Annotated in this window: 15 protein-coding genes; 9 read left to right on the forward strand and 6 right to left on the reverse strand. The window is 72.0% G+C overall.

Going from position 1 to position 18,378, the window contains the following annotated elements:
* Positions 1 to 80 precede the first annotated feature (80 nt).
* Positions 81 to 1,109: a LacI family DNA-binding transcriptional regulator gene (locus ACZ3OF_RS13535; RefSeq protein ID WP_361673304.1), complete on the reverse strand. Its 1,029-nt coding sequence runs from the start codon at positions 1,107 to 1,109 to the stop codon at positions 81 to 83.
* Positions 1,110 to 1,325: 216 nt separating this feature from the next.
* Between ACZ3OF_RS13535 and ACZ3OF_RS13540 the strand changes: the two genes are divergently transcribed.
* The 6 genes from ACZ3OF_RS13540 to ACZ3OF_RS13565 all read left to right on the forward strand — a co-directional run bounded on the left by ACZ3OF_RS13540 (position 1,326) and on the right by ACZ3OF_RS13565 (position 8,946).
* Positions 1,326 to 2,675, forward strand: a complete 1,350-nt coding sequence (locus ACZ3OF_RS13540; protein WP_361673301.1) for an ABC transporter substrate-binding protein — start codon at positions 1,326 to 1,328, stop codon at positions 2,673 to 2,675.
* Positions 2,676 to 2,920: 245 nt separating this feature from the next.
* A complete protein-coding gene (locus tag ACZ3OF_RS13545) occupies positions 2,921 to 3,919 on the forward strand; it encodes a carbohydrate ABC transporter permease (RefSeq protein ID WP_361673298.1) in 999 nt (332 codons plus the stop codon).
* A 4-nt stretch (positions 3,920 to 3,923) separates the two neighbouring features.
* On the forward strand, positions 3,924 to 4,793 hold the full coding sequence (locus ACZ3OF_RS13550; protein ID WP_467304575.1) for a carbohydrate ABC transporter permease: 870 nt from the start codon (positions 3,924 to 3,926) through the stop codon (positions 4,791 to 4,793).
* A gap of 103 nt (positions 4,794 to 4,896) precedes the next feature.
* Positions 4,897 to 6,339, forward strand: a complete 1,443-nt coding sequence (locus tag ACZ3OF_RS13555) for a GH1 family beta-glucosidase (RefSeq protein WP_467304577.1) — start codon at positions 4,897 to 4,899, stop codon at positions 6,337 to 6,339.
* A 163-nt stretch (positions 6,340 to 6,502) separates the two neighbouring features.
* Complete coding sequence (locus ACZ3OF_RS13560; RefSeq protein WP_467304579.1) at positions 6,503 to 7,039, forward strand: GNAT family N-acetyltransferase; 537 nt, start codon at positions 6,503 to 6,505, stop codon at positions 7,037 to 7,039.
* 170 nt (positions 7,040 to 7,209) lie between these two features.
* Positions 7,210 to 8,946, forward strand: coding sequence for a VanW family protein (locus ACZ3OF_RS13565; protein ID WP_467304581.1), 1,737 nt, complete (start codon positions 7,210 to 7,212; stop codon positions 8,944 to 8,946).
* Here the strand turns inward: ACZ3OF_RS13565 and ACZ3OF_RS13570 are convergent.
* Entirely contained in the window at positions 8,929 to 9,798 is an 870-nt protein-coding gene (locus ACZ3OF_RS13570) for a class II fructose-bisphosphate aldolase (RefSeq protein ID WP_361673283.1), read from the reverse strand. The two genes, ACZ3OF_RS13565 and ACZ3OF_RS13570, sit on opposite strands and share 18 nt — an antisense overlap.
* A complete protein-coding gene (locus tag ACZ3OF_RS13575; protein WP_361673280.1) occupies positions 9,798 to 10,793 on the reverse strand; it encodes an SIS domain-containing protein in 996 nt (331 codons plus the stop codon). The genes ACZ3OF_RS13570 and ACZ3OF_RS13575 overlap by 1 nt, the downstream gene beginning before the upstream one ends.
* Positions 10,794 to 10,909: 116 nt before the next feature.
* Between ACZ3OF_RS13575 and ACZ3OF_RS13580 the strand changes: the two genes are divergently transcribed.
* The gene (locus tag ACZ3OF_RS13580) at positions 10,910 to 11,710 is read left to right on the forward strand and encodes a DeoR/GlpR family DNA-binding transcription regulator (protein WP_467304584.1); all 801 of its coding nucleotides are present in this window, start codon (positions 10,910 to 10,912) and stop codon (positions 11,708 to 11,710) included.
* A 29-nt stretch (positions 11,711 to 11,739) separates the two neighbouring features.
* Here the strand turns inward: ACZ3OF_RS13580 and ACZ3OF_RS13585 are convergent, their stop codons facing one another.
* Positions 11,740 to 13,803 (reverse strand): phosphocholine-specific phospholipase C, encoded by a 2,064-nt coding sequence (locus ACZ3OF_RS13585; RefSeq protein WP_361673275.1) that lies wholly within the window; start codon positions 13,801 to 13,803, stop codon positions 11,740 to 11,742.
* Between the two features lie 385 nt (positions 13,804 to 14,188).
* Here ACZ3OF_RS13585 and ACZ3OF_RS13590 point away from each other — a divergent pair, with 385 nt between their 5' ends.
* A complete protein-coding gene (locus ACZ3OF_RS13590; RefSeq protein WP_467304587.1) occupies positions 14,189 to 15,835 on the forward strand; it encodes a protein kinase domain-containing protein in 1,647 nt (548 codons plus the stop codon).
* Positions 15,832 to 16,443, forward strand: coding sequence for a hypothetical protein (locus ACZ3OF_RS13595; RefSeq protein ID WP_361673270.1), 612 nt, complete (start codon positions 15,832 to 15,834; stop codon positions 16,441 to 16,443). Before ACZ3OF_RS13590 ends, ACZ3OF_RS13595 begins: the two co-directional genes overlap by 4 nt.
* On the opposite strand, the gene ACZ3OF_RS13600 is transcribed toward ACZ3OF_RS13595, so the two are convergent.
* Together ACZ3OF_RS13600 and ACZ3OF_RS13605 are read right to left on the reverse strand one after the other, a co-directional pair.
* On the reverse strand, positions 16,440 to 17,828 hold the full coding sequence (locus ACZ3OF_RS13600; RefSeq protein ID WP_467304590.1) for a DEAD/DEAH box helicase: 1,389 nt from the start codon (positions 17,826 to 17,828) through the stop codon (positions 16,440 to 16,442). The two genes, ACZ3OF_RS13595 and ACZ3OF_RS13600, sit on opposite strands and share 4 nt — an antisense overlap.
* An 83-nt stretch (positions 17,829 to 17,911) precedes the next feature.
* Entirely contained in the window at positions 17,912 to 18,115 is a 204-nt protein-coding gene (locus ACZ3OF_RS13605) for a cold-shock protein (protein ID WP_015031667.1), read from the reverse strand.
* Between the last annotated feature and the right edge of the window lie 263 nt (positions 18,116 to 18,378).

The following is an 18,378-nucleotide window of genomic DNA, read 5'->3' on the forward strand; positions in this document are numbered from 1 at the left end:
GTTGCGCCCGGTGGCGGAAACGGACCCTGTTCGTGCAATTCTCCGGGTATCGAGACCCCGGTGCATCTTGGGGAGGTGGGTCAGGACGAGTCGCGGACCACCAGCTCCGTCGGCAGCACCCGGTGCGGCTGCTCCTCGGACGCCCCCGCGATCTCCTGGAGCAGCAGCCGGGCCATCGTGCGCCCCATCTCCTCGATCGGCTGGCGCACGCTGGTCAGCGGCGGGTCCATGTGACGGGCCACCGGCGAGTCGTCGACCCCGACCAGGGCCACGTCCTGCGGGACCCGCCGCCCCGACTCCCTCAGCACCCCGCGCGCACCGGCCCCCATCACGTCCGACGCGGCGAAGACGGCGTCGAGGCCGGGCTCGCGGTCGAGCAGCTCCCGCATGGCCCGCCGCCCGCCCTCCTCGGTGAAGTCGCCGGTGGCGACGAGCCGCTCGTCCACGGCGATCCCGGCCTCCGCGAGTCCCTGCCGGTAGCCGTCGAGGCGGCAGCGGGCGCCGTACATGTCCAGCGGGCCGGTGATGGTGGCGATGCGGCGGCGGCCCCGCCCGGCGAGATGGGCGACGGCCGACCGCCCGGCACCGACGTTGTCGGAGTCCACATAGGCCACCTGCTCCGCCTCGGTGCGCCGGCCGTTCAGCACGGCCGGCAGACCGAGCGCCCTCACCTGGTCAGGCAGCGGATCGTCGGCGTGGACCGAGACGAGCAGCACGCCGTCCACCCGCTGCGCGGTGAGGTACTGCTCGAAGCGCTGGCGCTCCTTGTCGTTGCGGATCAGCGTGAGCAGCAACTGCTTGTCGGCGTCGGCGAGTTCGGCGCTGACCCCGCGGATGATGTCGAGGAAGTACGGCTCGGCGAAGAGCCGGGCCTCGGTCTCGGGGATCACGAGCGCCACGGCGTCCGTACGACTGCCGGCCAGGGCCCGGGCGGCGCGGTTGGGTACGTAGCCGAGTTCGGCGACGGCCCGGGTGACGGCGGCCTTGGCGTGCTCGCTCACCCGCGGGGAGCCGTTGATCACCCGCGAGACCGTGCCCCGGCCGACGCCGGCTCTGGCCGCGACCTCCTCCAGGGTGGGCCTGCCGGTCTGGCGCCCGCTCACCACCATCTGCCGTCTCCCCTCGTGTCCCCTGCGTCCCGGTGACTGTATCAAGCGTGGGAGCGCTCCCAAGGTCGGTGTAACGGATTCCGGCCCGCCCCTTGACACCCGTACGAGCCAGGCAGCAACCTTCCGGCGAGACGCAGTGGGAGCGCTCCCACGCAGCGAGCCGCGCGCGGGCCGTACCGGGCCACGCATCGCACCACCCCGGACGAGGAGAGTCGAATGCGCACTTCCAGCACGAGCCGCAGCAGACAGGCACGGCGCCGCACCGCGCGGGCCGCGGTCGCCGGGGTCGCCGTCTGCGCCGCCCTGATCACCGGCTGCGGCAGCGACGGCGGTTCCGACGAGGCCGGCGGCGACGGAAAGATCACCCTGCGCATCGGGACCTTCGGCTCGTTCGGCTACGACGACAGGACGGGCGCCAAGCTCTACGCCGAGTACGAGAAGGCGCACCCGAACATCAAGATCGTCGAGTCGAACGTCGCCGACGGCCAGAAGTACTGGGACACCCTCAAGCTGCGGCTCTCCCGCAACAGCGGCCTCGCCGACATCCAGGCCCTGGAGGTCGGTTACGTCGCGGAGGCCACCGGTCCCGCCATGGCGGACAAGTGGGTCGACCTCGGCACGACCGGCGGCGCGGACCTGGGCGCGTACCTCGACTGGAAGGTCAAGCAGGCCACCACCGCCGACGGCAAGGTCATCGGCCTCGGCACCGACATCGGCCCGATGGCCATCTGCTACAACAAGGAACTCTTCGCCAAGGCCAAGCTGCCCACCGACCGCGCCGCCGTCGGCGCGCTCTGGCAGGGGGACTGGGCCAAGTTCCTGGAGACGGGCCGGACCTACAAGAAGGCCGCTCCGTCCGGAACGTCCTTCCACGACTCCGCGAGCGGTCTGTTCAACGCCGTCGTCTCCAGCGAGGCCGTGCAGTACGCCGACACCAAGGGCGAGTTGGACTACGAGAACAGCCCGGGCGTGAAGAAGGCATGGGAGACCGCCGTCGCGGCGGCGCAGGGCGGCCTCACCGCCAAGCTCCGCCAGTTCGACGAGAAGGGCACCTGGAACGCCGCCTTCAAGAACTCCACGTTCGCCACGGTCGCCTGCCCGAGCTGGATGACCGGCATCATCAAGGACCAGGCGGGCGCGGGCAACCACGGCAAGTGGGACATCGCCGCGCCGCCGGTGGCCGGCAACTGGGGCGGTTCGTTCCTCGCCGTCCCCAAGTCGGGGAAGCACGCCAAGGAGGCCGCGGAGCTGGCCGCCTGGCTCACCGCGCCGGCGCAGCACGCCAAGGTCTTCGGCGTGAACGGCAACATCCCCTCGACCAAGGACACGCTCTCGTCGGCGGCCGTGCAGGACGCGAAGCTGCCGTACTTCGGCGACACACCCGTCGGCCGGATCTACTCGGAGGCGGCGGCCGGCATCACCCCGGCCCCGATCAGCCGCTGGGACGGCCAGGTGAAGACCTTCCTCACCGACAACGGCATCCTCGACGTCGAGCAGCGCGGCACGGATCCCGCGAAGGCCTGGGAGAACGTGAAGAAGCTGATCGAGGACAAGATCGAGCAGTAGCGGAGGCGCCCGACGCCGCAGGCCGCCCGGCGCTCCCCCGCCGGGCGGCCGCCGGCCCCGCCGTCCCGGCACCCGTACCGCCCTCGCGCCGCGCCCGCACCGACGCCACCCCCCGTCCGCGCGCGCCACCGCCCCCACCTCCGTCCGCGCGCCCGCCTCCGCCCGCGCGCCCACCGCACCCGCACCCGCACCCGCCGCACCGACCGCGCGCCGCGCATCCGTACCGATTCCGAAGGGACGCCCCCGTGGCCACCTCCCTCCGGGCGGCGGCCGACGGCTCCCCGCCGCCCGCCCCGCCCTCTCCCGCCTCGCCCCCTCCCCCATCGCCCCGCGCGGGCCTGCGCAGCCGGTTCTACCGCTGGGACCTGCGGTTCAGCCCGTACGCCTTCGTCGCGCCGTTCTTCCTCACCTTCGCCGCCTTCGGGCTCTTCCCGCTGATCTACACGGGCTGGCTCTCGCTGCACCGGGTGGAGCTCGGCGGTTCGGCCGAGTGGCGGGGGCTGGACAACTACACCTCCCTCGCGGACAGCGAGTTCTTCTGGAACGCGCTCGCCAACACCTTCACGATCGGTGTCGTGTCGACCGTCCCCCAGCTTCTGATGGCGCTCGGCCTCGCCCATCTCCTCAACTACCGCCTGCGCGCCCGGGGGTTCTTCCGGGTCGCGGTCCTCGCCCCGTACGCCACCTCGATCGCGGCGGCGACCCTGGTCTTCGCCCAGCTCTTCAACACCGACTACGGCCTGATCAACACCGTTCTGGGCTGGGTCGGCTTCGAGCCGGTGGACTGGGAGTCCTCCAAGTGGCCCGCGCAGATCGCGATCTCGACGATCGTGACCTGGCGCTGGACCGGCTACAACGCGCTGATCTACCTGGCCGCGATGCAGGCCGTGCCGAAGGATCTGTACGAGGCGGCGGCGCTGGACGGGGCTTCCCGGTGGCGCCAGTTCCTCAGCGTGACGATCCCGTCGATCCGTCCGACGATCCTCTTCACGATCGTGGTCTCCACGATCGGCGCCACCCAGCTCTTCGGCGAACCGATGATCTTCGGCGGCAGCCTCGGCATCAGCGGCGGCAGCGGCAACCAGTTCCAGACGCTGAGTCTGCTGATGTACGAGAAGGGCTGGGTGACCGGAGCGCTCGGCCAGGCGTCCGCCATCGCCTGGGTGATGCTGCTGCTCCTGCTGGTGATCGGGGCGGTCCGTACGCTCCTCGCCCGGGCGAACCGCAAGAAGCTGGGGGCCTGACCTCATGTCACGTCTGCACGTACGTCTCCGTCCGCGCCCGCCGGCCGGTGATCAGCACCGGGCCGGCCCGCTGACCTACGTCCTGCTCTCTCTGGCCGCGCTGATCTCGCTCTTCCCGCTGTACTGGAACCTGGTCGCCGCCTCCCACTCGGGCGAGCGCGTCGTGTCTCCCCCGGCCCCGCTGCTGCCCGGCCCCCGGCTCTTCGACAACCTCGCCTTCGCCTGGAACCAGGTCGACATGGGCGAGGCGCTGGTCAACACGACGGTCGTGGCGGGGCTGGTGGCGGTCTCCACCGTGCTCTTCTCCACCCTGGCCGGCTTCGCCTTCGCCAAGCTGCCCTTCAAGGGACGGGGCGCGATGCTGACGCTCGTCGTGGCGACCATGACGATCCCGCCGCAGCTGAGCGTGATCCCGCTGTACCGGATCATCACCGATCTGGGCTGGGTCGACCAGCTCCAGTCCGTCGTCCTGCCGTCCCTGGTCGCCGCGTTCGGCGTGTTCTTCATGCGCCAGTACCTGATCGAGGCGCTGCCCGTGGAGCTGGTGGAGGCGGCCCGGGTGGACGGCGCGCACAGCCTGCGGATCATCTGGCACGTGGTGTTCCCCGTCGCGAGGCCCGCGATGGCGGTGCTCGGCATGCTGGTCTTCGTCCAGGCCTGGAACGACTTCTTCTGGCCGTTCATCGCGCTCACCCCGGACGGCAGTCCCACACTCCAGGTCGCTCTGGCCGGTCTGGGAGCGGGCAACCACACCGTCGACCAGTCGATCGTGCTGACCGGCGCGCTGATCTCCACCCTGCCGCTGCTGCTGGTCTTCGCCGTGCTCGGCAAGCACATCGTCGGCGGCATCACCACAGGCGCGGTCAAGAGCTGACCCGAGGTCACGGGCCGGTCCGCGGGTCACGACCCGACCCGCGGACCGGTGGCCGGCCCCTGCCCTTCCCCCGTACACCCCTCTCACCCGGGAGCACTTCCGCATGACCGCGACAGATCCCCGACCGCTCACGACGGTCCGTCAGTTCCCGCCCGGCTTCCTGTGGGGCGCCGCCACCGCCGCGTACCAGATCGAGGGAGCGGCGGCCGAGGACGGCCGTACGCCGTCGATCTGGGACACCTTCTCGCACACCCCGGGGAAGGTGTTCGAGGGCCACAACGGCGATGTGGCGGTCGACCACTACCACCGCTTCCGGGACGACGTCCGGATGATGGCGGACCTCGGCCTGAGCGCCTACCGGTTCTCGGTGTCGTGGCCGCGCGTCCAGCCCACCGGCCGCGGACCGGCCGTGCAGAAGGGCCTGGACTTCTACCGACGGCTCGTCGACGAGCTGCTCGCGGCCGGCATCGAGCCGGTCGCCACTCTCTACCACTGGGACCTGCCGCAGGACCTGGAGACGGCGGGCGGCTGGCCCGAGCGGGCCACGGCCGAGCGGTTCGGGGCGTACGCGGCGCTGGTCGGCGAGGCTCTCGGCGACCGGATCGCCCGTTGGACCACCCTCAACGAGCCGTGGTGCACCGCCTTCCTCGGCTACGGTTCCGGCGTCCACGCACCCGGCCGGACGGACCCCGTCGCGGCCCTCCGTGCCGCGCACCACCTGAACCTGGGACACGGGCTCGCCGCGCAGGCGCTGCGCTCCGCCCACCCCGGGCAGGCGAAGGTCTCCATCAGCCTGAACCTGCACGAGATCCGGCCGCTCACCACGTCGGCGGAGGACCGGGAGGCGGCCCGCCGCATCGACGCGGTCGGCAACGGGGTCTTCCTGGGTCCGCTCCTCGACGGCGGCTACCCCCCGGACCTCCTCGCCGACACCGCCTCGCTGACCGACTGGGCCTTCGTACGCGACGGCGACACGGCGACGACCGGACAGCCGCTGGACTCGCTCGGCATCAACTACTACACGCCGACGGTGGTGTCGGCGGTCACCGAGGGGATGGCGAAGCCGCAGGACGACGGGCACGGGGCGAGCGAGCACTCCCCCTGGCCGGGCGCGGACGACGTGGCCTTCCACCGTGCGCCCGGCGAACCCACCGCGATGGGCTGGGCGGTGGACCCGAACGGGCTGTACGAGCTGCTGACCCGGGTCTCCGCCCGGTATCCGGAGCTGCCGCTGCTGATCACGGAGAACGGCGCCGCGTACGAGGACGAGATCGGCGCGGACGGCTCGGTGCACGACCCCGACCGGATCGCCTACGTCCACGGTCATCTCGCGGCCGTGCACCGGGCCATCGCGGACGGGGCGGACGTCCGCGGGTACTTCCTCTGGTCGCTCATGGACAACTTCGAGTGGGCGTACGGCTACGAGAAGCGGTTCGGCGCGGTCCACGTCGACTACACGTCCCTCGCCCGTACCCCCAAGTCGAGCGCGCACTGGTACGCGCGCGTGGCGCGGTCGAACGAGCTGGTGGACCCGGAGGAGGGCTGAGTCCGAGGGCCGAGTCACGGTGTGTGAGGGGGGAGTTCGGCCCTCACACACCACCCCCGGCCCTCGGCAGCTGGTATTCTTCCGGTACGTCAATTCGCCTCCCGGCCGGGCAATCGCCCCCGCCAGGGAGGCTTTTTTCATGCCCCGAACCCCGAGGAGACCCATGCCCGACGCATCTGTGCGCCTTGCCGGCCCGGCCGACCGCCCCACCCTGGAACGCCTCTGGCTGATGTTCCGCCACGACGTGTCCGCGTACAGCGGTGTGCTGCCCCGCCCGGACGGGACGTTCCGCAGCGAGCGGCTCGACTCGGCCCTCACGGATCCCGACTGGGCTCCGTATCTCGTGACGAACGGCGAGCACCCGGTCGGTCTCGCCTTCGTCCGCGGCCTGACCGCTCCGACGCGTGTGCTCAACAGCTTCTTCGTGGTGCGTGCCGCCCGGCGGGCGGGAATCGGGCTGAGGGCGGTGCGGGAGGTCATGGCCGCGCACCCGGGTTCCTGGGAGGTCGCCTTCCAGGAGGACAACACCGGAGGCGTGCGGTTCTGGCGCCGGGTCGCCACCGACATCGCGGGTGAGGCGTGGACCGAGGAGCGCAGGCCGGTGCCGGGCCGGCCGGACGTACCTCCCGACACCTGGATCTCGTTCGATGTTCCGGCGATGCCCCGGTCCCGCCTCCACAGGCGTGGTTCGGCGGCATAAGCGCAGGTCGGGGCCGTCCGACGTGCGTGCGCCACCCGCCCGGCGTAACGTCACGGATGGATCTCGGGTAAGCCGACCCACCGGGAGGCCGTGTGCGCGACTCCAGCGACTCCAGGCACGAGGACGACGCGGCGCCGTCGTCCTCTCGCGGTCGGCGTATACGCATCGGGGTGACGGCGGCCGGAGTGGCCCTTCTCGCCGCGGGCGGACTGTACGCGGCGGGACTGCTGGCCACCGGGGACGACATATCCGAAGGCACCCGGGTGGACGGCGTGGCCATCGGCGGGATGAGCCGTCAGGAGGCCCGGGCGACGCTGACGGCGCAGGCGCCCGCGTCCTGGACGTCCCCGATACCGGTGCGGACCGGGGCGAGCACCGGCACCGTCGATCCGGCCGCGGCCGGGCTGAGCGTCGATGTGGCGAAGACCGTCGACAAGGCGGCGGACCCCGCGCGTGATCCGGTGACCGTGATCGGCCGGCTGTTCTCCTCCGACGAGCGCGACGTCGAACCGGTCGTCGCCTTCGACGAGTCCGAGGCCCGTACGGCGATGACGGAGGCGGCCCGCACGTACGACCGGACGACCGTCGAGGGAGCCGTCTCCTTCGAGGACGGCCAGGCGGTGACCGTCCAGCCCCGCATCGGGCAGAAGCTGGACGTCGACGCCGCCGTGGACACCCTGCGCGCGAACTATCCGCAGCCCGAGGGTGAGAGCCCGGTGACGCTGCCGACGGCCGTCTCCCGGCCCAAGGTAGGCGAGGCGGAGACGGCCCGCTTCCTCAACGACTTCGGGACGCCCGCGATGTCGGGGCCGGTCACCCTCACCGTCGACGGCGAGAGCCTGCGGATCACGCCGACGACGCTCGGCGCCCACCTGACGGTGAAGGCGGACGACGAGGGCCGGCTCGTCCCGGCGCTCGACGCGAAGGGGCTGATCAGCGACCCGGCCGTGGCGCGTCCGCTCGCCAGGGTCGCCACCGGTCCGGTCGAGGCACGCCTGGGGGTGGAGAACGGCCGGGTGGTGGTCCTCGCGGACGGGCGGCCGGGTCATGAGGTGACGGCCGAGTCCCTGGGCGCGGCGGTCCTCCCGCTGTTGCCGAAGCGCGGGGACGCCGCGCGGACCGGTCCCGTGGCCACGGAGCTGATCCAGCCGGTGCTGACCCGGAAGTCGGTGGCGGAGATGGGGATCAAGGAGCAGATGTCGACGTTCACGGTCAACTTCCCCACCGCGCCCTACCGGACGATCAACATCGGCCGGGCGGTCGAGCTGATCAACGGCTCCCTGGTGAAGCCGGGCGAGGTGTGGAGCTTCAACCGGACCGTCGGCGAACGCACCAAGGCCAACGGTTTCGTGGACGGCACGATGATCCTGGACGGGCAGTACCACTCGGCGCCGGGAGGCGGAGTGTCCGCCGTGGCGACCACGGTCTTCAACGCGATCTTCTTCGCCGGGGTGAAGCCCGTCGAGTACGGGGCGCACTCCTTCTACATCGAGCGGTACCCGCCGGGCCGGGAGGCCACGGTGGCCTGGGGCACGCTCGACCTGAAGTTCCGCAACAACTCCGACGCCTGGATCTACATCAAGGCGAGCTCCACCGACTCCTCGGTGACCATCAGCTTCCTCGGCACGAAGAAGTACGACGCCGTGGAGGCGGTGGAGGGTCCCCGCACCAACCTCACGAAGCCCTCCGAGCGGACCGGCACGGGTCCGAAGTGCGAGCCGCAGACTCCGCTGGAGGGCTTCGACATCACCGTGGACCGGGTATTCCGCGACGGCGGGGCGGAGGTCGGCCGGGAGACCTTCCGTACGCACTACACCCCGCGCGACCGCGTCACCTGCGAGGAGCCGGAGGAGCCGGAGGCCGACGTGAGCCCAGGGACCGCGCAGGACTCAGGGACCGGCGAGTGAGCTGCGCACCAGGGGCGCCTCGGCTCCGAGCACCTGGAGCAGATGGGAGACGGCCTCCGCGACGGCCGTGCGCGCCGGGCCGAGGTAGCGGCGCGGGTCGACGGTCGTGGCGTTCTCCCCCAGGTGGGTCCGTACGGCGCCGGTGAACGCCTTGTTGAGGTGCGTGGCCACATTGACCTTGGTCATCCCGGCGCCGACGGCCCGGCCGAGGTCGACGTCCCCGACACCCGACGAGCCGTGCAGGACGAGCGGTACGTCCACGGCCTCGCGCAGTCGGGAGACGAGGTCGAGGTCGAGGACGGCGTCCCGGGTGAGCATCGCGTGGGAGCTGCCGACGGCGACGGCGAGGGCGTCGACCCCGGTGGCGGCGACGAAGGAGCGTGCCTCGTCGGGGTCGGTGCGCACGCCGGGCGCGTGGGCGCCGTCCTTGCCGCCGACCTCACCGAGTTCGGCCTCCACCCAGACGCTCTGACGGTGGCAGTAGTCGGTCATCTCGCGGGTGGCGGCGACGTTCTCCTCGTACGGGAGGGTCGAGGCGTCGAACATGACGGAGCAGAAGCCGAGGGCGACGGCCTCGCGGACGAGGTCGGGCGACTCGGCGTGGTCGAGGTGGACGGCGACCGGGACGGCGGCGCGGCGGGCGATGGCGAGCGTCGCGAGCGCGATGGGCTCCAGTGAGCCATGGTAGCGGGCGGTGTTCTCGCTGATCTGGAGGATCACGGGACGGCACGCGGCCTCGGCGCCGGCGACGATGGCCTGCGCGTGCTCGATCTGGATCACGTTGAACGCCCCGGCGCCGGCGCTGCGTTCGCGGGCTTCGAGGACGATCTCGCCGGTGCTGGTGAGCGGCATCAGCTCTCCTCCGTCCCGCCGGGGGTGAGGACGACGGACCGGGTGAGGTTGCGCGGCCGGTCCGGGTCCTGTCCCTGGGCCTCGGCAAGCAGGACGGCGAGCCGCTGGGCGCGGATGAGGTCGGCCATCGGGTCGAGCGCCGCGTCGGCGTCGCCCGACTCCGCGACGAGGGTGCCGCCGACGCGGGCCACGTCGTCGGCGAGGCCGGTGGGCACCGGGCCGAAGGACCAGGCGACCCGGCCGGGCGCGGTGATGCTGATGGGGCCGTGGCGGTACTCCATGGCCGGGTAGGCCTCGGTCCAGGCGCCGGCGGCCTCGCGCATCTTCAGGCCGGCTTCGAGGGCGAGGCCGTAGGTCCAGCCGGTACCCAGGAAGGTGTACTGCTCGGCCCCGGTGATGGCGGCGGCGAGGGGTTCGGCGACGGCGCGCTCGGCGTCCTTGGCCGCCCGCTCGACCGTGCGCACGCCGGCCGGGAGGGCGTCCTCGGCCTCCAGGTGCGCGCGGAGCAGGGCGAGGGCGGTGGTGGCGAAGCGGGTCTGCACCACCGACTCCTCGTCGGCGAAGTCGAGGACGGCCACGGCGTCGGCGGCGGCCATGACCGGGGTGGTCGGGTCGGCGGTGAGGGCGCCGGTGGCGGCGGTCCCCCGGACGCGGCGGAGCAGGTCGAGGACCTCGGTCGTGGTGCCGGAGCGGGTGATGGCCAGGATCCGGTCGTAGCGCCGGCCGAGCGGGAACTCGGAGGCGGCGAAGGCGTCGGTCTCCCCGTGGCCGCCGGTCTCCCGGAGCTGGGCGTAGGCCTGGGCGATGAACCAGGAGGTGCCGCAGCCGACGACGGCGACGCGCTCGTCGCGCACCGGCAGCGCCGCGCGGTGCTGGGGCAGGGTCTCTGCGGCCTTGCGCCAGGAGGCGGGCTGGGAGGTGATTTCGGCGGCGGTGCGGGAGGGTCCCGTAGGGGGCACGTGCGACTCCTTCACAGACAGAAGCTGCTCACTCATGCTCGTAAGAGATTATTTTCGAGCATCTTCGAGCATCGATCACTGTGCGCAGTATCCATCAGCCGGGGCGTACGGTCCAGGGCCCACGGCTTCGGCGCGGCGCTAAAATCGCGATCATGTCGAAGCACGAGCGCTGGAACACGCTCCTCGAACTCCTCGCCTCCACCGGCAGGCTGGAGGTCGAGGAGGCCGCCGCCACGCTCGACGTCTCCCCCGCCACGATCCGCCGGGACCTGGACGAGCTGGCCGAGCAGCGGCTCCTCGTCCGTACCCGCGGCGGGGCGGTGCCACACGGTGTCTCGTACGAACTGCCCCTGCGCTACAAGTCCTCCCGGCACGCCTCGGAGAAGCAGCGCATCGCCGCCGCGGTGGCGGACCTGGTCCACGAGGGCGAGGTGCTCGGTCTCAACGGCGGTACGACGACGACCGAGGTGGCGCGCGCCCTCGCCCTGCGCTTCGGCGGCGGCAGGTCCGAATCGCCCGGCACTCCGCCCGCCCCGGCGCTCACCGTGGTGACCAACGCGCTCAACATCGCCGGCGAGCTCGCCGTCCGGCCGCAGATCAAGATCGTCGTCTCGGGGGGTGTGGCCCGCGCGCAGACGTACGAGCTGGTCGGTCCGCTGGCCGCGGGGGTCCTGAACGAGGTCGTGCTCGACGTCGTCGTCCTCGGTGTCGACGGCATCGACCCGGAGCTCGGCATCATGGCGCACCACGAGGACGAGGCGGGGATCAGCCGGCTGTTCGCCGAGCGCGCGAGCCGGGTCGTCGTGGTCACCGACTCCTCGAAGATGGGGCGGCGCGCCTTCGCCCGGATCTGCGGACTCGACCGCGTCGACGTGCTGGTCACCGACGCGGCCGTCCCGGCGGAGGCGGTACGGCGGCTCACCGACGCCGGCGTGCGGGTCGTCACCGTCTGACCGGCCGCCGCGCCGCCCCTCGGCGGGCCTCAGCCGGTGATGATCCCCGGGTCGCTGACGCCCGGCGTGCCGTTCTCGACATGTCCCGCGAAGCGCCGGAGGAAGGTGCTGTTGCCGCTGGAGACGACCGTCAGGTCGTACCAGCGCTTGCTGCCGCGCAGATCGACCGTGTGCGTCACGGTCGCGCCCTTGGCGACGGCGACGCGCTGTGACAGGCCGCCGTAGGCGGGGGCGCTGGTGACCGTGAGGGTGACGGCGGCGGTCCCGGTGTTCGTCATCGTCAGCACGACGTTGCCGGCGACGGCATCATGACGGGCCGTCACCTCCGGACCCGCCGTCCTGCCCGGTCCCCGGAAGCCGCGCAGGAATCCATTGGGGCCGGTCACGGTGAGGTCGTAGACCTCCGAGGAGTAGGCGGTGTTCCAGGTGTCGGCGATGTTCCTGCCGGCCGACACCGTGTACGTCCACGGCCCGTCGGTACGGTTCGGGGCGGTGATGTAGTAGAAGGCGCCGGCCTTGGCGCCCGCACCGAAGGTGAGCGTGAAGCGACCGGTCGAGGGCGTCGCGGTTCCGTCGACGTACAGCTCGTACGGCAGCGCCCTGGCCGGGCGCGCGCCCGCCTCCTGGACGGGCAGAGCCGGCTTGGTCGGCGGCTTCGGTACGTAGCTGGGGTGCCGGTCGTTGTCGAGCGGCTTGTACGCCGAGGTGTCGGGCAGCGCCGCCGGAGCGGTGTTCTCGAGGCCGAAGTCGAAGGCGGAGGTCAGATCGCCGCAGACGGCCCGGCGCCAGGGCGAGATCTGCGGCTCCGTCACCCCGAAGCGGCGCTCCATGAACCGGATGATCGAGGTGTGGTCGAAGGTCTCGGAGCAGACGTAACCGCCCGTGCTCCAGGGCGAGACGACCAGCATCGGCACACGCTGGCCGAGACCGTAGACGCCGGCGGCGTAACCGGCGTTGCCGGAGAAGTGGTCGAGCGAGGTGTCGACGGTCGAGAGCCCCTGGGAGGCGGAGGCCGGCGGGTAGGGCGGGACGACGTGGTCGAAGTAGCCGTCGTTCTCGTCGTACGTGATGAAGAGCGCCGTCCTGCTCCACACCTCCGGGTTGGAGGTCAGCGCGTCCAGGACCTGCGAGATGTACCAGGCGCCGTAGTTCGAGGGGAAGTTGGGGTGCTCGGTGAAGGCCTCGGGAGCCGCGATCCAGGAGATCTGCGGCAGCCGGCCGGCGGCGACGTCGGCCCGCAGGATGTCGAAGAAGCCGTCGCCCTTCGACGCGTCGGTGCCGGTGCGGGCCTTGTCGTAGAGCGGGTTGCCGGGCTGTGCGTTGCGGTACTGGTTGAAGTACAGCAGGGAATTGTCGCCGTAGTTGCCTCGGTAGGCGTCGTTGATCCAGCCCCAGTGCCCGGCAGCGTTCAGACCGTCGCCGATGTCCTGGTAGATCTTCCAGGAGATCCCGGCCTGCTCCAGCCGCTCGGGGTACGTCTTCCAGCTGTACCCCGCCTCCTCGTTGCCGAGGACGGGGCCGCCGCCCGTACGGTCGTTGCCGGTGTGACCGGTCCACATGTAGTAGCGGTTGGGGTCCGTGGCGCCGATGAACGAGCAGTGGTAGGCGTCGCAGATCGTGAACGCGTCGGCCAGCGCGTAGTGGAACGGGATGTCGTTCCGGTTCAGATACGCCATGGTGCCCGCGGACTTGGCGGGGATCCACTGGTCGTACCTGCCGTTGTTGAAGGCCCTGTGCCCGCCGGCCCAGTCGTGGTTCAGGCCGGCGATGAACTGCATGCCGAGGTCCTCGGCCGTGGGGTGGTACGGCAGTACGGTCTTGGAGCCGTCCTGCTGGTGCCAGACCGACTTGCCGCTGGGGAGGGTGATGGGGCGCGGGTCGCCGAAACCGCGGACACCCTTCAGAGCGCCGAAGTAGTGGTCGAAGGAGCGGTTCTCCTGCATCAGTACGACGATGTGCTCGACGTCGGCGAGAGTGCCGGAGGTCCGGGCGGCGGGGATGGCGGCGGCCCGGGCGATGCTGCTGTCGAGCGCGGCGAAGCCGGCGGTGGCGCCCGCTATCTGCAGGAAGCGGCGCCTGTTGAGTTCGGTCATGGGGCTGAGCACCTCTGATGGATTCCGGGGGAGGACGGTGGTCCGAGCGAGCCCAAGATCAGTGGGTGAGAGGGCGTGGACGTGTCGTCGACGCGTGCGGGCGCGGTACAGGACGTGAACGCGGGGCACATGATCGCGAAATTGCCGGGACGCCGCCGCGGCCGGGGTGTCCCTGCGGCCTGGGCGTCCCCACGGCCGAGGTTCACCGTAGGGTCCGGCGCCGCCCGGCGGGGGCCGTGCGCGAAGAGTCCAATGGGTCGCGCAAGAAGTCCATGCGCCGCCCGTACGCCGTCGTCGCGCCGCCCGCACTCCACGCGCGCGCCCTTGCCGGGAACCGGTCGTGGCCGGAATCTGTCCCCGTTGAAGAGGCGGAAGGGGGGGCCGGATGAACGCATGGGTGGTGCCCGGATACACGGAGTCCCGGGAACTGGGCGCGGGCGCGAGCGGGCGGGTGGTGCTCGCCGTCCACGACGTGACCGGGCTGCCGGTGGCGGTGAAGTACCTGGGCGAGCGCCTGCGAGCCGATCCCGGCTTCGTCCGGGGGTTCCGGGCGGAGGCACAGCGGCTCGCCGCACTCGAATCGCCGCACGTCGTGGGGTTGTACGAGTACGTGGAGGCGCCGTGGGGCGCCGCGATCGTGATGGAGCTCGTCGACGGCGTCCCCCTGCGCGCGCTGCTCGCCCGGGAGGGCGCCACCGGCCCCGAGGCCGCGCTCGTGGTCCTCAAGGGCTCGCTCCTCGGTCTGGCCGCCGCGCACCGGGCCGGGGTCGTGCACCGCGACTACAAGCCGGAGAACGTCCTGGTCGCGGCCGACGGCTCGTCCACGCTCGTGGACTTCGGCATCGCGACCGACCAGGGCAGCACGCCGGGTGTCGCGGGCACCCCGGCGTACATGGCGCCCGAGCAGTGGAACGGCGAGCCCGCCTCCCCGGCCGCCGACGTGTACGCGGCGACGGCGACGTTCTTCGAGTGCCTGACCGGACGCAAGCCGTTCACCGGCCAGAACATCGCCGAGCTGGCGCTGCAGCACCTCGACGCGCCCGTGCCGGACGCAGAGGTCCCGGAGCCCCTGCGGCCGCTGATCCGGCGCGGTCTCGCGAAGGCCCCCGGGCAGCGCCCGGCGCACGCGACGGCCTTCGTGGCGGACTTGGAGGCGGTCGCCACGGCCGCCTACGGGCCGGGCTGGGAGGAGCGGGGGCGGCGCAGGCTGGCCGCGCTCGCCGCGCTGCTGCCGCTGCTCCTCCCCTCCTCCGGCGGTGGTCCGGCGACGGGGACGACCGCGCTCGCGACGACCAGGCTGCCCGGACGCGTCGGCCGGGGGCGCCGGCTGTGGCCGGAGATCGTCGCACCGGCCGGCGTCACCGCGCTGATCCTCGCCCTCCTGGCGGCCGTCGCGGCCCGTGCCGGTGACGAGGGGGGCGGTACGACCGCGGAGGCCTTCGCCACCACGAGCGCCCTGCCGACCGCCCAGGTGTCGCCGACGGCCGCGCCGTCCACCAGCACGACAACTCCCGAAGCCACGCCTTCGGCCTCACAGGAGGCGACCCCGTCGAGCACTCCGACGGCGACCGCGACCTCGACGCTCCCCGTACCCCCGACGACGACGCCCACGTCGGTGCCCACCCCGACGACCACCGCGCCGACGACGGACCCGGTGACCACACCGCCCACCACACCGCCGACCACACCGCCCACGACGCGTCCGGTCGGGGTGAAGGCGGTCTCCGTCACCGCGCTGCGTCAGACGGGTACGACCACGGCGGAGGCGTCGTTCGAGATCGTGACCGACGGGACCGGCCCGGTGGTCCTCCAGCTCTCCTGGTTCACGGCGGACGGCAAGGGCGGGACGGGCGTACCCGACGGCTCCGAGAGCGTGCGGCGCAGTGGCGCGACGCGGTACGCGATCACGCTCCCGCACACCTTCCCGAGAACCGGAGGCTGCTACTGGGGCGTCCGGGCGACGACGGACCCGGCCGCCGCGAACGGCGCTTCCACCCAGCAGATCCTCACGAGGAGGTGCACGATCTCATGAGCGGCGACGACCCCGACGAGTACAGCGCCACGGTGCTCGGCAGCCACTGGTTCGAGGGCCCGGCGCGGGATGTGGAGCCGGACCGGGTGGAGGGTGAGGTCCTGCGGTTCGGGCCCGGGGTGACACCGGCCACCCGGCACCGCATGGCCGGTGGCCCGACGACCGCTCAGATCTGGCACGGCGGTCCGCCCGAGCCCCCGCCGCGCCGCCGCAGGGCCCTGCGCCGGTACGCCCTGCCCGGCGCCGTCCTGCTCGCCGTACTCGCGTTCCTCGCCTGGCAGCGGCTCGGGCCCGAGGTCGCGGTACGCGGGGTCACGGTCGCCGCCCCGGCACGACCGCCAGGCTGCGACGGCACCGCCGATGTCGTGGCGCTCCTGGAGACCGACGGGCGGCCCGGCACCGTCACGTACCGCTGGGAGCGGAGCGACGGCACCACGTCCGGGTTGCTGCGGGAGCGGCTCGCCCGCCATCAGACGCAGGCACGCCTGCATCTGCTGTGGACGTTCCACGGCCCCGGCGAGCACCGGGCGACGGCACGACTCGTCGTCGTCTCCCCCACCCGGCACACCGCGGAGACCCGCTTCACGTACCGCTGCGAGCCGGTCTAGCGTCCTCGGCGGATCCGCGCGGCCTGCTTGGCCTCGGCGGTCCTACGGGCCTCCGCGGAGCGCCGTGACTCGTTCTTGGCGCGGCCGGGCTTGCCCGGGACGGTTCCGATGCCCCGGAAGGGCGCGCCGCCGCGCTTGGCGCGCTCGGTGCTCGGCGCGCTGCCGTCGACGGGCCGGCCGGACGGGGCCCTGGCACCGGTGAGACGGCTCAGCTCGGCCTCGCCGGAACGGACCTGGGTGACGCGCGCGCGGATCCCGGCCTCGCCCATGAGGCGGACCACGTCCTTGCGCTGGTCGGGGACGACCAGCGTGACCACGCTGCCGGACTCGCCGGCGCGGGCGGTCCGTCCGCCTCGGTGCAGATAGTCCTTGTGGTCGGCGGGCGGGTCGACGTTGACGACGAGGTCGAGCTGGTCGACGTGGATGCCGCGCGCGGCCACGTTGGTGGCGACGAGGACGGTGATGTCACCGCTCCTGAACCGTTCCAGGGTGCGGTTGCGCAGCGGCTGGGACTTGCCGCCGTGCAGGGCCTCCGCGCGGACGCCGCTGCCGCGCAGATGGGCGGTGAAGCGGTCCACGGAGGCCTTGGTGTCCAGGAACATGATCACGCGCCCGTCGCGGGCGGCGATCTCCGTGGCGGTGGCGTACTTGTCGGCGCCGTGCACCTGGAGGACGTGGTGCTCCATGGTGGTGACGGCGGCGGCCGAGGGGTCGACCGAGTGCACGACCGGGTCGTGGAGGTAGTTCTGCACCAGGTGGTCGACGTTGCGGTCGAGGGTGGCGGAGAACAGCATGCGCTGGCCGTCGGGGCGTACGAGGTCGAGCACCTCGGTGACCTGCGGCAGGAAGCCCATGTCGGCCATCTGGTCGGCCTCGTCGAGGACGGTGATGTCCACCCGGTCCAGGCGGCAGTCCTTGCGCTCGACGAGGTCGTTGAGGCGGCCGGGGGTCGCGACGAGGACCTCGGCGCCTTCCTTCAGCGTGGCGGCCTGCCTGCCGATCGACATGCCGCCGACGACGGTGGCGAGGCGCAGCTTCAGGACACGGGCGTACGGCGTGAGCGCGTCGGTGACCTGCTGGGCCAGCTCGCGCGTCGGGACGAGGATCAGTGCCCGCGGCTTGCGCGCCTCGGCCCGGCGGCCGGCGGTGCGCACGAGCAGGGGGAGGCCGAACGCGAGGGTCTTGCCCGATCCGGTGCGTCCGCGGCCGAGGACGTCACGTCCGGCGAGGGCGTTCGGCAGGGTGGCGGCCTGGATCGGGAACGGCGTGTCGACACCGAGCTCGGTGAGCAGCTCCAGCACCTCGGCGGGCAGGTCGAGCTCGCCGAAGGCGGCGACCGCGGGAAGGGCCGGGGTGTGGGTGACCGGGGATGCGAATTCGTTCATCAGAGAGACCTCGTCCGAAAATGCGACGAGCTGAGGCCCTCACCTCGACGGTGAGGACCCCAGCTGCGTCGGAAGGCTCGGCGTCAGGCGGGGAGAATGTTCTCCGCCTGCGGGCCCTTCTGACCCTGGGTGACGTCGAAGGTCACCTTCTGGCCCTCCTGGAGCTCACGGAAGCCGGAGGTCGCGATGTTGGAGTAGTGGGCGAACACGTCCGGGCCGCCACCCTCCTGCTCGATGAAGCCGAAGCCCTTTTCCGAGTTGAACCACTTCACGGTGCCATTAGCCATGTCAAATCTCCTTCGAGGCACTACCCGGGGATCCACACTGTGTGAATCCCGGCGTCGCCGCGCGATTGCCCCGTCCGGAAACAGCACCGAAAATACAAAAAGTGCCCGGCGGAATGAATCCACCCAAGGCACTTGAAGTTTATGGGAACCACAACTGCAACTGAGTCGACTGTAGCACGGCGTGGTCGAACGTGCACGGAATTCGTCACTCCGTGTCCCTTCGGGGCGCGCCGCGACCGCCCGTGCCCGGGCCCCGCACGGCT

Source organism: Streptomyces sp. NPDC022552, from assembly GCF_055561875.1.